General features: G+C 45.6%; 10 protein-coding genes. 5 read left to right on the forward strand and 5 right to left on the reverse strand.

Annotation, left to right across the window (positions count from 1 at the left end):
• Nucleotides 1-6: 6 nt before the first annotated feature.
• Nucleotides 7-2,973, forward strand: coding sequence for a type III restriction-modification system endonuclease (locus ACUY4Q_RS21135; protein ID WP_458044632.1), 2,967 nt, complete (start codon nucleotides 7-9; stop codon nucleotides 2,971-2,973).
• A 31-nt stretch (nucleotides 2,974-3,004) separates the two neighbouring features.
• Here ACUY4Q_RS21135 and ACUY4Q_RS21140 read toward each other — a convergent pair whose 3' ends face one another.
• Complete coding sequence (locus tag ACUY4Q_RS21140; protein WP_458044633.1) at nucleotides 3,005-3,736, reverse strand: hypothetical protein; 732 nt, start codon at nucleotides 3,734-3,736, stop codon at nucleotides 3,005-3,007.
• A gap of 373 nt (nucleotides 3,737-4,109) precedes the next feature.
• Here ACUY4Q_RS21140 and ACUY4Q_RS21145 point away from each other — a divergent pair, with 373 nt between their 5' ends.
• Together ACUY4Q_RS21145 and ACUY4Q_RS21150 are read left to right on the forward strand one after the other, a co-directional pair.
• Nucleotides 4,110-4,367: a YjhX family toxin gene (locus ACUY4Q_RS21145; protein WP_458044634.1), complete on the forward strand. Its 258-nt coding sequence runs from the start codon at nucleotides 4,110-4,112 to the stop codon at nucleotides 4,365-4,367.
• Between the two features lie 9 nt (nucleotides 4,368-4,376).
• The gene (locus tag ACUY4Q_RS21150) at nucleotides 4,377-5,096 is read left to right on the forward strand and encodes an SAM-dependent methyltransferase (protein ID WP_458044635.1); all 720 of its coding nucleotides are present in this window, start codon (nucleotides 4,377-4,379) and stop codon (nucleotides 5,094-5,096) included.
• Nucleotides 5,097-5,115: 19 nt separating this feature from the next.
• On the opposite strand, the gene ACUY4Q_RS21155 is transcribed toward ACUY4Q_RS21150, so the two are convergent.
• The gene (locus tag ACUY4Q_RS21155; RefSeq protein WP_458044636.1) at nucleotides 5,116-5,433 is read right to left on the reverse strand and encodes a helix-turn-helix domain-containing protein; all 318 of its coding nucleotides are present in this window, start codon (nucleotides 5,431-5,433) and stop codon (nucleotides 5,116-5,118) included.
• A 219-nt stretch (nucleotides 5,434-5,652) separates the two neighbouring features.
• Here ACUY4Q_RS21155 and ACUY4Q_RS21160 point away from each other — a divergent pair, with 219 nt between their 5' ends.
• Nucleotides 5,653-5,919, forward strand: a complete 267-nt coding sequence (locus ACUY4Q_RS21160; protein WP_458044637.1) for a helix-turn-helix domain-containing protein — start codon at nucleotides 5,653-5,655, stop codon at nucleotides 5,917-5,919.
• 616 nt (nucleotides 5,920-6,535) lie between these two features.
• Here the strand turns inward: ACUY4Q_RS21160 and ACUY4Q_RS21165 are convergent.
• From ACUY4Q_RS21165 to ACUY4Q_RS21175, 3 genes are read right to left on the reverse strand one after another with little or no spacing between them, the layout of a single operon-like run.
• On the reverse strand, nucleotides 6,536-7,435 hold the full coding sequence (locus ACUY4Q_RS21165) for a phosphoadenosine phosphosulfate reductase domain-containing protein (protein WP_458044638.1): 900 nt from the start codon (nucleotides 7,433-7,435) through the stop codon (nucleotides 6,536-6,538).
• Nucleotides 7,436-7,453: 18 nt separating this feature from the next.
• A complete protein-coding gene (locus ACUY4Q_RS21170) occupies nucleotides 7,454-10,801 on the reverse strand; it encodes a hypothetical protein (RefSeq protein WP_458044639.1) in 3,348 nt (1,115 codons plus the stop codon).
• A gap of 2 nt (nucleotides 10,802-10,803) precedes the next feature.
• Nucleotides 10,804-11,760, reverse strand: coding sequence for a DUF4007 family protein (locus ACUY4Q_RS21175; protein WP_458044640.1), 957 nt, complete (start codon nucleotides 11,758-11,760; stop codon nucleotides 10,804-10,806).
• An 822-nt stretch (nucleotides 11,761-12,582) separates the two neighbouring features.
• On the opposite strand from ACUY4Q_RS21175, the gene ACUY4Q_RS21180 reads away from it, so the two are divergent.
• Entirely contained in the window at nucleotides 12,583-14,952 is a 2,370-nt protein-coding gene (locus ACUY4Q_RS21180) for a DUF262 domain-containing protein (protein WP_458044641.1), read from the forward strand.

Raw genomic sequence — 14,952 nt, forward strand, 5'->3', positions numbered from 1 at the left:
GGCGAGATGAAAATTTTATTAGAAGAACTTCCGCACCAGGAACAGGCGCTTGAGGCGATACTCAACCACTTTTCCGGTATTGATGGCTCGGTAGCGGACCACGATAATTTCGCCAATCCGCTGATCAACGGCCGCTATGAAGATAGCACCCATATCGACGTGAAAATGGAAACCGGCACCGGGAAAACCTACGTTTATACCCGCCTGATGTATGAACTGCATCGCCGCTATGGCCTGTTTAAATTCGTGCTCGTTGTGCCGACGCCGGCCATCAAGGAAGGGGCGCGCAACTTTATTACCAGCGACTATGCCCGTCAGCACTTTTCGCAGTTTTATGAAAACACGCGCATTGAGCTTTCCACTATTAACGCCGGGGATTTCAAAGCCAAATCGGGCCGCAAAAACTTCCCGGTGCAGTTGCTCAATTTCACTGATGCCAGCCGCAGCAACAGCCACACCATTCAGGTGCTGCTGATTAACGCCCAGATGCTGAACTCCGCCAGCATGACCCGCAGCGATTATGATCAGACCTTAATTGGCGGGCTGACCTCGCCCATCGAAGGCCTGCAAATGACCCGCCCGGTGGTGATTATGGATGAGCCACACCGCTTCGCCCGTGATAACAAATTCTACAAAGCCGTCGAGTCGATTAAGCCGCAGATGATCGTGCGTTTTGGCGCCACCTTCCCGGAAATCGAAGAAGGGAAAGGCAAAAATAAAGTGGTGCGTAAAGACTATTACCGCCGCCAGCCGCAGTTCGACCTTAACGCGGTGGACAGCTTCAACGGCGGGCTGGTGAAAGGCATCGATATTTATTACCCGAACCTCAGCGAAGCGCAGGCGCAGAACCGCTACATCGTCGACAGCCTCAGCGCCAAAAAGCTGACCCTCAAACAGGGCAGCCGCTATTTCGAGGTGGGCGTGGGGGATAATCTGGCCGACGTGGACGCCGGATTTGAAGGCAATATTGAATATGCCGGCAGCAAAATGCTCTCCAACGATCTGGAGCTGGAAACCGGCATGGCGCTGGTGCCTGGCACCTTTAACGCCAGCTACCAGGCGCTGATTATTCAGGATGCCATCGACAAACATTTCGCCACCGAGCAGGCCAACTTCCTGCGCGGTAACGAACGCGACAACAACGCGCCGCGCATTAAATCCCTCAGCCTGTTCTTTATCGACAGTATTAAGAGCTACCGTGACGGCGAAGGCTGGTTAAAGCTGACCTTCGAGCGGCTACTGCGTAACAAGCTGACGGCGCTTATCAGCGAATACGAGCCCAAGACGTTGCCGCGTGAAGTGGAATATTTGTCCTTCCTGCGCGCGACTCTCGCGAGCCTTAATTCGGATGAGCAGAACGTGCACGCCGGGTATTTTGGTGAGGACCGGGGCAGCGGCGACGAAGCCATTCAGGCAGAAGTTGACGACATTCTCAAAAATAAAGAGAAGCTGCTCAGCTTTAAAGATTCGCACGGTAACTGGGAGACCCGCCGTTTCCTGTTCTCCAAATGGACGCTGCGCGAAGGCTGGGATAACCCGAACGTCTTTGTGATCGCCAAACTGCGCACCTCCGGCAGTGAGGCGAGCAAAATCCAGGAAGTAGGCCGCGGCCTGCGCCTGCCGGTGGATGAAAACGGCCATCGCGTGCAGCAGGAAGAGTGGCCTTCCCGACTGGCATTCCTGATCGGCTATGACGAAAAAGCCTTTGCCCGCACCCTGGTCGATGAGATTAACCGCGACAGTAAGATTCAGCTTAACGAGCACAAACTCGATGAGGCGATGATCAAGCTAATCGTCACCGAACGCCAGAAGGTGAACCCGGCGTATAACGAAGAGACCTTGCTGAACGAGCTGGATGAGAAAGGTCTCATCAAACGAAATAATGATTTCCACGATGCAGTAACCCTTGATGGCGTCACCCAAAGCGGCTTTGCCTGGCTGCTGCACTATTATTCCGAGCTGGATCAGGCGCGCGTGCGCGCAGACCGCATTCAGGAGAATAAACCGGCCTCTAAACTGCGCGTGAAGCTGCGCAAAGAGAACTGGGAGCAACTAAAGGACGTCTGGCTGCACTTCTCCCGCCGCTATATGTTGCAGTTCGAGCGCATCCCGGACTCGCTCGCAGATATTGCTGAGGCGGTGATGGGCAACACCGACCTGTACACCCGGCAGATGCCGAACCAGACGCAGCAGACGCTGCGCATGGGCGACGGCAATAAGATGGTGGTGGCAGAGCGTGAAGGCGACTACGACGCGCGCCAGTTCCTGCCGGGCCTGCCGTACGGCCAGTTTCTCAAGCAACTGGTGCTGCACACCAGCCTGCCGGTGAAGATGCTTCATCCGCTGCTGCTCACCACGCTGCGCGATACCTTCCAGGGCGATGCCCGCTACCTGAGCCAGCCGACGCTGGACAACCTGGTGCGCGAGTTTAAGCAGCGCTTCGACGAACGCTTTGCTCAGCATTACGTGTACGAACCGCTGGCGTTCCAGGCCTCTACGTCGGTTTTCGACAGCGCACGCCAGGCGTTTAAAGAGGACGTGACGGCGGAGATCCTCGGCAAGTCCACCGATCATAGCGCTATCGACGACCCACGTTATCTCTATGAGCTGCCGCCGCTGCGCTACGACAGCGCCGACCCGGAACTGGCGCTGCTCAAGCACAACTACCCGGCGAAGGTCACCGTGTTTGGCAAACTGCCGAAGCGGGCGATTCAGGTCCCGAAATACACCGGCGGCACCACCACGCCTGACTTCGTTTACCTGATTGAGCGCGAGGACGCGACCAACGTTTACCTGCTGGTGGAGACCAAGGCGGAGAATATGCGCGTTGGCGATCAGGCGATTGTCGAGGTGCAGTGTAAGTTCTTCGATATGCTCAAAGAACAGGCGGTGAATGTGGAGTTTACGGAGGCGACCAGCGCGCAGGCGGTGTATGAGAAGATTAATGGGTTGATGGAAAGCAAAGTGGAGTAACTGAGACGGGCGTTCTGCGCCCGTTTTTCTCTCAGTAATTCAGCGACAGGAAATCGCTGAGCGGCACAATCTTCTCCTGCGAAATGTTGAAATTCGCATCGTAGTAAAAAAGCTTAATGCGAGAAGGATCGTCGAAAAATTTAGGCTCTTTATGCCGGACGTTATAGGCAATCACAAAACCCAGCCGTGCCATAGTGCAAAGATTATGCAGAAGCCTGAAATTGGCTTTATCTTTATCAAAAGGTCTCCAGCTTTGAATATCAATATATGACCGCTTCAGTTCCATAATGCATTGCATTTGCTGGTTCTGAACAGGAATCAGGTCAATGTCGCTGACCGTGATATTGCCAAGCATTGCGCGTTGCCACTTATGGTAAACGCTGCTCTCTCTGTCATTGATCGCCTTCGAAAACGACTGGTTATTTACCGGCACCCCACACCCGGCGAATAATGCTTTTAATTGCTCAGAATTCAGCACCTGCGTCGTGCGATCGTCAACATGATGGGTAACCTGAGTAATTTCCGGCGCGTTAACGTCGAATTCGATATGTAAGTTCGGCAGTCCGGTGCGCCGGGATAACGCCGCAATAACGGCAGGCACGCGGTTATCGTGCTGCCAGGAATGATCGTGGGCAAAGACAATCACTTTGGGCGTCGCATCCTGATCGCCATACACCAGAATCCAGGCGTTACCCACCGTCCAGCAGTAGTTTCGGTTACCGACGAGACTGTCATAGATGGCGTTCGAATTGTAATAGCTCATGCTCCATTCCTTTCCAAAACGAGGACTTACGCAGTATAACGCCCTCATCTTGTGAATAAACCCCTTCCTGCCCCCACCTGATTTAGTTGGGAAGGTGGCCGCAAATCGGCTAATCAATCACAAAATACGTTCGTTTTCCCGATCCCGATCACACGCCTTAAGCCAAATTATTCCCCCACAAACCTCACGTGTTAACATTCACCGCGTTAATATCTGTCTACTCATACCGAGGCTTCGATGCTGGAGAATGTAATCATCTGATAATCAGTTAGCCGACCTGTTCAGGCCGGGCTGATTATCACTGCGCTGAAATGGAATGCGGGCACCGCCGGGTGTTTGCACGTTTTGCACATGATGATTTACAGGTTTCAGTATGAATTTATCCCGTCAGGAACAACGTACCTTACACGTACTCGCCAAAGGTGGACGCATCGTCCACACCCGCGACGCCTCTGGCCGCGTCACCACCGTTGCGTGTTTTACCCGCGAGGGGCTGCTGCTCAGCGACTGTACGCTCGCCGTCTTCAAAAAACTCAAAACCAAAAAGCTGATCAAGTCCGTGAAGGGTCAGCCGTACCGCATCAACACCACCGGGCTGAACAACGTTCGCGCCCAGCTGGATAATCGCTAAGGAGCAGTGATGACCATGACAACCACTACACCGTTTACCGACGCCTATGACCGCGCATTTCTGCGCGAGACCATGATGGGCCCGAACGCGATGCGCATTACCGAGGAGCTGGCGAGTTCACTGCCCCTGCGGCCCGGCATGCGCGTGCTGGACCTCGGCTGCGGGAAGGGAATCTCCTCCATTCTGCTCACTCAGAAGTTCGATGTGACTGTCTTCGCCGCGGATTTGTGGATCTCCCCCACCGAGAACGCGCAGCGCTTTGCCGCACTGGGGCTGGATGACCGCATCTTCCCCCTGCGCCTCGATGCCACGAAGGATATCCCGTTCGCGCACGATTACTTCGACGCCATCATCAGCGTGGATGCGTATCAGTACTTTGGCAGCAACGACACCATGCTGCCTGAGCTGCTGCCCTACCTGAAACCCGGCGGGCACATCGCCGTGGCCGTGCCAGGGTTCACTGGCGATTACTCCGAGGGCAACCTGCCGGAGGTGGTGAAGCCCTTCTGGACGCCGGAGTGGTACTTTTTCTCCCGTGCCTGGTGGAAGGCGTTGTGGGAGAAAGCACCCGGCATGGCGCTGAGCGAGGCGCGTGAGATGGATTGCTGCACCAAAGCCTGGGATGAGTTTATGGAATGCCCGATGGCGCAGGAAATGATGGTGCCGATTATGGATGCCGGCGCGGGGGCGTTTTTTAATATGATTGAGCTGGTGGGGAGGCGGGTTTAGGCGGTGGCGAGGCTTAAGGTTATTGCTCGTTAACCAGCGCCGCCACTGCCGCTTTGCTCTCTTTGGTGAGCTGCTGCCAACGCAGTAACAAGGCGGCAAGCTCATCCTCTTCGCTATAGAAATACGCCAGTGGTACATCCAGCGCCTGCGCAAGCTGATGTACCACTTCTATGCTCGCCTGATGAACGCCCTTCTCATATCTATTGATTCGCGTGCTGGCGACGAATTCGTCTATCCCGGCCAGGATGCCGAGCTGTTTCTGCGAGAGTTTCTTTGCCAGACGCGCTGATTTCAGGCGTTCACAAAAGATCTGTTGGTAATTTGCGGAGTCGTTCATAGCTACGATAGTCGTAGCTTTTTACCGCTTCCGATACTACGAGAAACGTAGTTAGCACATCGCTATTCCACGAATGACTTATTGCATCGTTTTACAGGATTGCATGGTGACGATCGCAAAACTACGTAATACGTAGTTTTAAGAGTGCAAATATAGCTACGAATAACGTAGTATTTCACTATTAGCTCATCACATTACAGAAACCGTCAGGAAGGAATCATGACTAAAGACTGGCATAAAGCCGACATCATCGCGGGCCTGCACAAGAAAGGCACCTCGCTCGCTGCGCTATCACGCAGTGCGGGCTTGAGTTCGCCAACACTCGCTAATGCCCTGCTACGACCGTGGCCGAAAGGAGAATATTTGATTGCCGATGCGCTGGGTGTGCATCCGTCAGTGATATGGCCGAGCCGGTATTATCAGGATGGGGTGATGATGGAAAGGAAGGGGTTGATGCGGGGGAAGCGGGTGGTGAGGAGGGGGTGAGAGAAGGCAGTAAACCCGCTTGTAATTAACGCAATGAACTACACGCCCCAAAATGCCGGTAAACAGAGATAACTTTGCCAGCCAGAGAGACCATTGCCTCAAACATGACGCCGACGACTTCCCGCTTCTAGTCTGACGTCAGAACAACCACCTTATATAACATGGCTTCGGCAAGCAGCTCTTGATACGTACGTTGTCCTCTTTAAGTGACTTAAGCGGCTTCACTTCAACCACTTCAATGCCACCCAACTTTTTGCGTCAGGTGAAGAAGGGCGAGCCTGAAAAACATGTTTGCGGCAGAGCTCTAGGGCAGAAACCCACGCTATAGCCTCATGGAGGACACTGATGATAGACTTCTACGTGGGTAAGCTCTCACGTTACTGATGAAGACATTACTAGCATCGTGGTGTATTAATCAAAAGATAGCAGGTCAAGCCTTATGAATATAATGGTGGTTTGAGGTCAAATGAATCAGAACGATTATTCTGGCATACTCTAAAACCGTTGCCAGTTTTCGTTGACCGCTTTAAGGTGACACTTAAGCTCATAGACACCTCTCTTTAAACCATTTAAAATGACTCAGAGGTGTCTGTTTAGCCTGCGGCAATTTGCGAATCTACTTATAACATGTAATACAAGCGCCGCCTCCCTCTTCTAGATCATACATAGCATCCATATCTAACGTGTCAATAAGCATGCTTTCATCCACCATCGCATGCATGCCTAATCGACGATTTCTCTCACGTTGTTTTTTCTTTTCGAAACGAGCTTTGACCTTCTCGTGATTTTCTTTAATTTGCTTGACGCGCTCTGGATCTTCCAGCGTCTCTAATGGTTCATTAGGCCCCATCCAGAAAAAAGTTTCTCCATTAGCACTTGTTTCAGCTCTTTTTTCATAGGATTTCGCTTCTTCAAAGGCTTCAGGATGTTCTTCGCGTAGACGTACCCATTCGATTTTTCGCTGGAAAAAACAGAATGTACAGCCAGAACGGGAACGCCATTCGTAGTATTTAGGTAAACCCAACCCAGCACTCTCGAGTATGTCGAGAACCCCTTGTTTTTTTATGCCATCTTCAGCAAACGGCATTTTCACCGTGAGATATTTTTGATTCTCATTAGGGCGATAACCGTCACGCCAAGGTTCATCTGCACGAATACCAACATAAGAAATAACCTCGTAGCCATCATTGAGGAAAGGTCGAATCCATTTCTCAAATGGTTCAAGTTTCATACGAATAGTGCACCACCGCTGTTGCCCAGCAGGAAGAAAGTTATTGTGCTGCTCAAGCCAATAATCGAAGCCCTTTTTATCATTGATGTGCAAAATCGGTTTACCTAGCACAATTTCAAGTTGTTCTAGGTACTCATAGACCTCAGGCAATTCCTTGCCCGTATCAGTGAAGAAATACTCGATATCAAGTTCAGGATAGTTCCTAGCCATGTACACTGAAAGAGCAGCACTGTCCTTACCTCCTGACAAGCCAAGGACATGTTTCACCTTGCGTTCATCATTCATGAGCATTACCTGTATTATTTAATTTTTCGCTTCAAGCGACTTTCTTAACAACTGCTGTAACACATTGATTTTATGAAAATCATCTAAGTCAGCGAGATGGTTTTCAATAGTGCTCATTGTGCTTTGCAATTCATCCAGTTCTACGGCTCTGATTTCTCGTTTAAATGAAGTCAGTTTGCCATCATCACCTTCTAAAACTAGAGAGACCAGCTTTGTCTTACCAGAGTTAGAAACTGTTCCGGCGCTATGCTGCGACTTCACCACACTCAAAAAATCTTGTGCGTAGTCACTGATTTTATTTGAAGCTGTTTGCAGAATGCCTTCATTCCAGTTCTGTTTTCCACGTCCGATGACTATTTGAATCATGCTCTCTAGCCACTGTAGTAATCCAGTATCACTTTTAGCAAGTTCTCTAGCGAAAGCTTTTAAACGTAAATCGCCTGAGTTTTGCTCAACGTACAGACACATTTGGGCTAACTCTTCACCATTTTCAGGAAAAATGGTTTTCACCTTCGCCTTTATTGCAACCAACATTTGCTCATGTTTGTGCCTGAGGGTCTTAAAACAATCTTCCAAAAGATCGATTTGACTCGAAAAATCATTCGCGCCAAAAGCTATCAATTCTCTCCGCAAATCTTTGATAAGAAGGGTATGCGGATCATTAGCTTGTAGAAAAAGATCTCGGACCCGCAAATAAGTTTTATTGCGTTCCTCATTACCTGTCACTATATGATGTGCATTTTTTACCCACTGAGGCAGATTATGTATGGTCGTCACCAACGGTGTTGCGACAGATAAAACATTATTCGAAATATTTCGGTTGGTTTCCGTCGCAGCAAAAACTGCAAGATTTTGCAGCCACTCTTTTTCTTCAACTGCCAATACGATATATTTCGCAGCAAGATCGCTCGGATTCTTAATCAACTTATGGACATAATCGCTATCAGGCACTGCAATAAATGCAAACTCGCCAGACATATCTTTTTCATAATATGCTATTTGTTCGCCCATCGATTTCAAAAAGGCGAGTAGGAAAATCGGAATTACACCTTTAGTTAAACCAAAGGGAGCGCTAGCCCACAATTCAGCAATTTCAGACAGATCGACCTCATTGCCCTTGCTATCTTTGAGTCGTTGTTCTGCAGCAGCGAATACAGCATTAAGTTTTGTATCCAAATAATCTCTGAACCAATGCTGCCCTTCTGTACCTTCAGCCAAGTGAATACTCGTATTCTTCAAACAACTGATATACATTGATTTTTCAGGAGGAAACCCTTCAATACCTAAATCTTCACGGTCCTCTGCATCAAGCATGGCTTCTAAAAGCTTCTTCAAGGCTGAAACTGCAGTACCAGATAGCTTATTACGATTAACGAGTTCATTAAGAATTTTAGGTGTTTGATAAAAAATATTGTCAGCAGCAAAAGTGGCGATTTCACTAATGGTCTCATTGCCATAAGCTTCGCCATTGTGAATCCATATAGCGTTATCGAACGCATAAGTTAAAGCGGCTTCTAAGGCTGATTGGGCGTTAAATGTACGAGCCCGGTGTTCTTCACGAGCGACTTTGTCGTGTGTAAGAGCGGATCCAGATATTTTGTCACTTTGGATAAGATCCAAGGCATACTTCTCATTTGCCAGCCCAATGATTTCATTAGCATTGGGGGCATAAGCAAGCATCAGCGATTTATTTTTTCTTGTCAGTTCCTTCAGTAGATCTTCCGGCTCTTCTTTTAGTAACAGTAAAAAATTCGCGAATTCACCATTTCGCGAGGTGATTAGTGTATTAATATCGACATAGTTTAGTTGCATTGCTACCGTTTGAGCGGCCCAACGTAAGGTACCAAATTCATGGTAATGGCCTTTAGCAATAACTTGGGAGTTAAAGCTAATACGTTCAATTGCTTCATTGCTGTTATGAAGTTGATCAATTTTTTCTTCAACCAAACCAGCAATATCGAGATCAGAACCTTCAAAAATCACCCAAGAAGATAAGTATTTTCTAAATACAATACACGAAGCTTCTTTTAGTTGTTGCAAACACAAATTGAGCTGTTTTTGTTCTGTTATCTCAGTTGTAGTAAACAGCACCTTCTCCGTTGCGGTAAGATTGGCAGGCTTCCCAAATAGTGTAATCAAAGCGATAGCTTTTAGTAGCTGGATACATTGTGGTGAAAAGTCTTGTTTTAGAGCTTTTCTGATCGCATCAGTTGCGGTCGCCCAACCATGACCATCAGGAGAACCCAGAATAGCGTGCTCCATATTAGCTTCTAGATAATCCCAAAGGTGACCAAGATCATATCGAGCATTTTGATTGCTTGTTTGTTGTAAGAAAAGTTGAAAACTAAACTGCTCGTGAGAATTTAAGAAACTAAACGTACTGCGTTCGTTTTGACTGAACCGTCTCTTGGCAATAGGTCCTAATAGCAAAGCTGTTAATGGATGAAGCGGAATACATTGCTCCAAACGAGTAAGTAAAAGTGCTTTACGCTGTTGCTTATCTTCAAGAGCGCTAAGTACACGTGCAACTAACTTATCGCCTTTATTTTGTGGCAATGATGTTTTTATTGAGTTACTAATCAAGGCAACCGTTTCATCGGTTGATACGTTATAAAGAATGTCGCTATAGCGTCCTTGTATTTTGGCCCATTCATCCTGGAGTCTTGTGCCGCGTTCTTTAGCGTATTCACTAAATGCCTGGTGCAATAAACCCAGGAAAATTACCGGTAGATTAATTCGAGATAGCTCTTCTGCAATATCCTGGAATAAGTGTAAATCACCGCCGCTTCGATTAATGTACTCTAAACTTTTTCCCATCTCATCTGCGATGATGAGTACGCCATCAACATATGAAGCAATATCTTCAAACAGCGCGTTCCATGTGCGAAGAAGCTCGTTGTCAGTCACTACAGTCGTTTTTCTATACTTGTCCAGCGCTTTAACTTTGCATGTTTTTGGATGCTCTTCGAGAGCTCTAAGTGTCGCCCCCCAAAAGGATTCAACTGGACCTCTGACTCCACCAACAGAGCGTATTTGCAGCCATCCCTCTTGATAAGTAGCACTTTCTTCTAATAATGTTTTAGATTCATCATTAATAGCAAGAAGTGCTGAACTACGGATACTAGGGTCGGAATGTAGTAAGCCTGCAATTAGCAGTGCAACTGTCGACTTACCCGAGCCATAGGCACCAGTAAGCGTGTAGGCGCTTTGGCCGGTCTGTCCGTACTGCCGAAAAAGCGTTTCTAAGGAGGCTTGTGCGGTTCCATGGTAAACTAAACTTGGAAAGAAGTCGGTGCTCAAATCACTATCGATACGAGTAGAACGTTGATGGCGGGTAGCGATAGAGTATTGTTTACTGAGAGTCACTCTTATTTTCCCTCTGGTTGGTAGTAGTTTTTAAGGTACTGACTAGCTTCGATATGATCGAGGTTTTCGAAACAGTGTTGCACTTGTCTTAAACCTTGAGTATCTGTCCATGCAATTTTACCTTCGGTGAGTGTTTCGACTTGATCCAGTTTGTCACTGAGCCCAGAGGAGGATAAACGGAATACCCTACCAGGGGAGCCCACATCATTTAATAATGCATCAAAAGACAAAGTATTGACCTTACTTTCCCTATGCTTTCTCTGCATGTAGTCAACGAGTGCATAGGTAAATATCTCAACAGGTAATGAGGGACGTCGAGATAATTCTGCGAAATATCCTTTAGCATCTTCTTGTTTCAGCAAGCCAAGTTCTGTAAAAGGTGAAGCAAAGCTGTCCTCATTTATCTTTTTTGACTGTAATGATTTATGCGCATACATTTGCAATAAACAATCGATATCTTTGCTTAACGTTTCTTCCGTTAGCTCTTTTTCGTGGTTAATTAGGGCATCTTTTATTTCAGTTAATAAAAAATCTTTCCGTACCCGTATTCCATTAAAATAATTAAATAAAAAACGAGATGCATTTAATTCTGCGCGACTTGTATCGATGGATTGTAATAACCAATGTAGTAACCAAGTTGTCCCTATTTTATCGAGATATTCGTCATAAGCTGCACGGCCATTTTTATGAGTAAATAGTTGTTCTGCGAGCGGTGTTAGTTTATAAATTTGTTCTTTATTATCAACACATGTCACTAAGTTTAACGCACGAATCCAATGCCGAACGGAAAGCACCATGTTTTTCCCCATTCCCATTGACTGCATCTGTTTCTCTATATTCGACTTGCTTGAGAGGGATTCACCTTTCACGATTTCTTGAATAATTTTATAAATCCATCCGTAACGGATAGGAAAAGTTTGATGCCCGGAGAATTTCAGTGTCGTAGATTCGATACTCAATGTAATTACCCTGCTGCTGAATTGGAGATTTTATCCAAACGAAAACTGCATTGTAGCAGAAGGTCATTGTATCTAGAAGGTCATTGTATCTTTCAGTTCTTACCGTTAAGATGCAACATAACAACAAACATATAAAAAACAGTATGTTAAAGCTGAAAACCTATAAAATAACGCACTCTGACCAATGAGCCACCAAACACTCTTCCAATGTCTTATTTGAAAAGCTGTATCCATTACTCGCATGGTATGAACTCGTTGTATCTCGACCAGCGTATGGACTTAAGACTGAACACTGACTGACATTTATGTCTAAAAAAACAGCCATTTCAGATAAATAGCGAAGTAACTTAAGAATTACATTAGAAAATACAGCTCCTGCGCCTATTCGCTAGCATTTGTGATAAAGGATCCTTAACATCCTATTCACTCTCACCCAGAGTATGCGACCAAGCAAAATTATCTGCTCGCTAGATATTTAGAAAGAGTGAGATCAACGTCAGCAGTAGACACGCAGAGATGCAAGGAAGGCTTAACACCTTCTTCACGAAATTCAGATATGTTGCTTACACTGACCCTCCACTTTCCCCTACTGATTTTAAGGGATTGACTATCTGAGTTAGCTAAGTCTGAGGGGTTAATCTCTTTAAGCTTACCCTATGATTACCGGTAAACATTAGTAAGGATGCTGTTATCAATAACCATCGTTAACCTAAACTGCAGAATCTGTTCTGAAATAGCAGCTCAAGATCATGGAAATCACATATGTTTAATGCTATAAACTGAACATTTAATCGACATATCAGTCATCTAGGAAAAGTATCGATGCAAAAGTCTCTGGAAATTTTTAAAGCAGAGCCTCAATCAGTTTTTGATGTCATCTGCACGCGTAAAACTACAGGCTTTTATATGCCAGCTTATCAGAGACCGTACTCATGGGAAGAAAGTCATATTAGAGATTTATTTTCTGATTGTGAAAATGTGTTTAGAAATCTTCTTGACTCGCAAGACGCGATTATTTTCCTCGGTTCCATATTGAGTGTTGATGATAGTTCTGCGCTGACGATACATCCATTAATAAAAAAAGATAAGCCTACAGAAATCAAACTTATCATTGATGGTCAACAGCGTCTTTCTACTTTGATGTTGATAATTCTCTGTCTCAATGAAAGATTGAGAATTCTTATGCCGAGTTTAAAGAAAGCAATTCATTCAGAACAATGCGAAGATACCAAAGAGGTTCTTGAAGAACTACGTCAGGTAGTATCGCAATTGGAGATTGATACATCAAATACGGTTATAGAGACAACAGCAGACCATGAAGCATACAAATACCTGCCTAAAATTATTCGTTCACAAGTCGATTGCTGGGGAAGAAGTGAGAAGAAGGCACAATATGCTAGTCCTGTAGCTGAATTGTTATATTTCTATCAACGTCATATTGTTGAACAACGCGATAATTCTGTATTTAAGCCTTTAGATTTATCATTTATGAGTGCTTCTTCGAAACGTGTAGTAAACAACGTTAAGGAAATTAGGAAGCAGCTTGACTGCGTACAAAAAGGTTTTCAATTTAAATCCCCCGACGGTGAAATTGAAGAAAGAATCAATATTAGCGATTTAATTGATCGTGAAACATTAGAAGTATGTCTGGATTTTCCTATCGACCAAGATTTAGCGCAAGCTTCTGAATCGCACTCTAAAGTTGCGGAAGTAATTTACATTGTCGTGTTTGCGAAGTTTTTGCTTCACCGAGTTTGCCTTACATACGTCGAAGTAAACAATGAATCTTATGCATTCGATATGTTTGAAGCTTTGAATACTACTGGGGAACCCCTTACCGCCATTGAAACATTTGTACCAAAAGTAGTTGAATTCATCGGCTATCAACGCAGGAACGGAACTCCCGAAGAAGAGCTTGAAGTATCAATGGAGATTCTTAACTCGATCACGGGACGCTTTGAAGACATAATTGAAAGTAAAGAAAAAAATCTAAAAACTAAAGCATTAATTCTAGCATTTGTTCGTGCTTATGAGGGTAAAGTAAAAGTCACTAGTTTAAGAGACCAGCGTAATGCTATGCTCAAGAGTTATGAAAACTGCAGATATGACCTTAAAAATGAATACTTATCTCAACTAGCAACCACTGCGAACTTTTTGTTCGACCACTGGCAAATAGCATTGCCAGATGTTAAGGGCTTAGTGGAGTCCAACTCTCAGGAAATTTCTAATCTGTGCCTTCGCTACCTTGTAGATATGAAGCATGATATCGTTCAAAGCCTATTAGTTCAGTTTATACTGATTGATGAGAAATATGAAGTAACGGGTACGGAATATTCAGATTTTGCAAAAGTGCTCAAATCTGTTACAGCATTTAGCGTTCTGTGGCGAGCAATGAGTGGCGGAGCTGATGGAATCGATACAGTTTACAAAAAATTATATGAACGTGGAATAAGCACTGATACTAATGGGTATCAGCTGAAGGATGGTTCTCTGACATCGGATCGATTTAACTCTGATGCCATTAACAAATTTTTCAGAGCAGAACTTACAGACAAAATTTTTTCAAAAGGTTCTCCCAAAGAGACTGTAGATGAACAATGGCTTGATATTTGTTCGAAACTACAGACTCTAACAAATCCTAAGAGTATCAAGATGTTGCTCTTAGCAGGTTTACATGGTGTAGAGCTTAAAGGTGTTGATCACCTGATTTCAAATAAACCGAGCACTAACTACCTAACTACCACGATGTGGGAATTAATTTCTGGAAAAAACGCCATTAAGAAGGTTTTCGAGGGTGGTTTTACAAAGGGTAATTCTAGCAAGCCTCGTTTTACAGAAGGATGGAGTGATGAGGAAATCGCTAACCCAGAAGTTTACAACAAGATCGGTAACGTATTAATTGATGCACGAGACGGTGTTTCCGACTCCCCCCCACCGTCTTGGTATAATCTCAAGCAACATTTACTTCAGGCTTTAGCAAATGAGTCGATTAATGATATTGAAGATATCTTAACAGCAGATTGCCATCTTTCTGAGCAGGCGAAACGCCATGCTTCAGTCTTGATGCTGGAGAAAAAATTTGGTGATATTACGTTTGCAGATAAATGGGAAAAACAGCAGATTGATGAACGAAGTTCATTACTACTGACTAATGCATGGCGCAACCTTACACAATGGCTTGATTGGGAGTAA

Source organism: Phytobacter cepae (genome assembly GCF_054165735.1).

Excerpts from the sequence above, each read along its gene's own strand:
- ACUY4Q_RS21165 (WP_458044638.1), bottom strand. The coding sequence starts at position 7,435 with ATGAATGATGAACGCAAGGTGAAACATGTCCTTGGCTTGTCAGGAGGT.
- ACUY4Q_RS21150 (WP_458044635.1), top strand. The coding sequence starts at position 4,377 with ATGACCATGACAACCACTACACCGTTTACCGACGCCTATGACCGCGCA.
- ACUY4Q_RS21145 (WP_458044634.1), top strand. The coding sequence starts at position 4,110 with ATGAATTTATCCCGTCAGGAACAACGTACCTTACACGTACTCGCCAAA.
- ACUY4Q_RS21140 (WP_458044633.1), bottom strand. The coding sequence starts at position 3,736 with ATGAGCTATTACAATTCGAACGCCATCTATGACAGTCTCGTCGGTAAC.
- ACUY4Q_RS21160 (WP_458044637.1), top strand. The coding sequence starts at position 5,653 with ATGACTAAAGACTGGCATAAAGCCGACATCATCGCGGGCCTGCACAAG.
- ACUY4Q_RS21155 (WP_458044636.1), bottom strand. The coding sequence starts at position 5,433 with ATGAACGACTCCGCAAATTACCAACAGATCTTTTGTGAACGCCTGAAA.
- ACUY4Q_RS21180 (WP_458044641.1), top strand. The coding sequence starts at position 12,583 with ATGCAAAAGTCTCTGGAAATTTTTAAAGCAGAGCCTCAATCAGTTTTT.
- ACUY4Q_RS21135 (WP_458044632.1), top strand. The coding sequence starts at position 7 with ATGAAAATTTTATTAGAAGAACTTCCGCACCAGGAACAGGCGCTTGAG.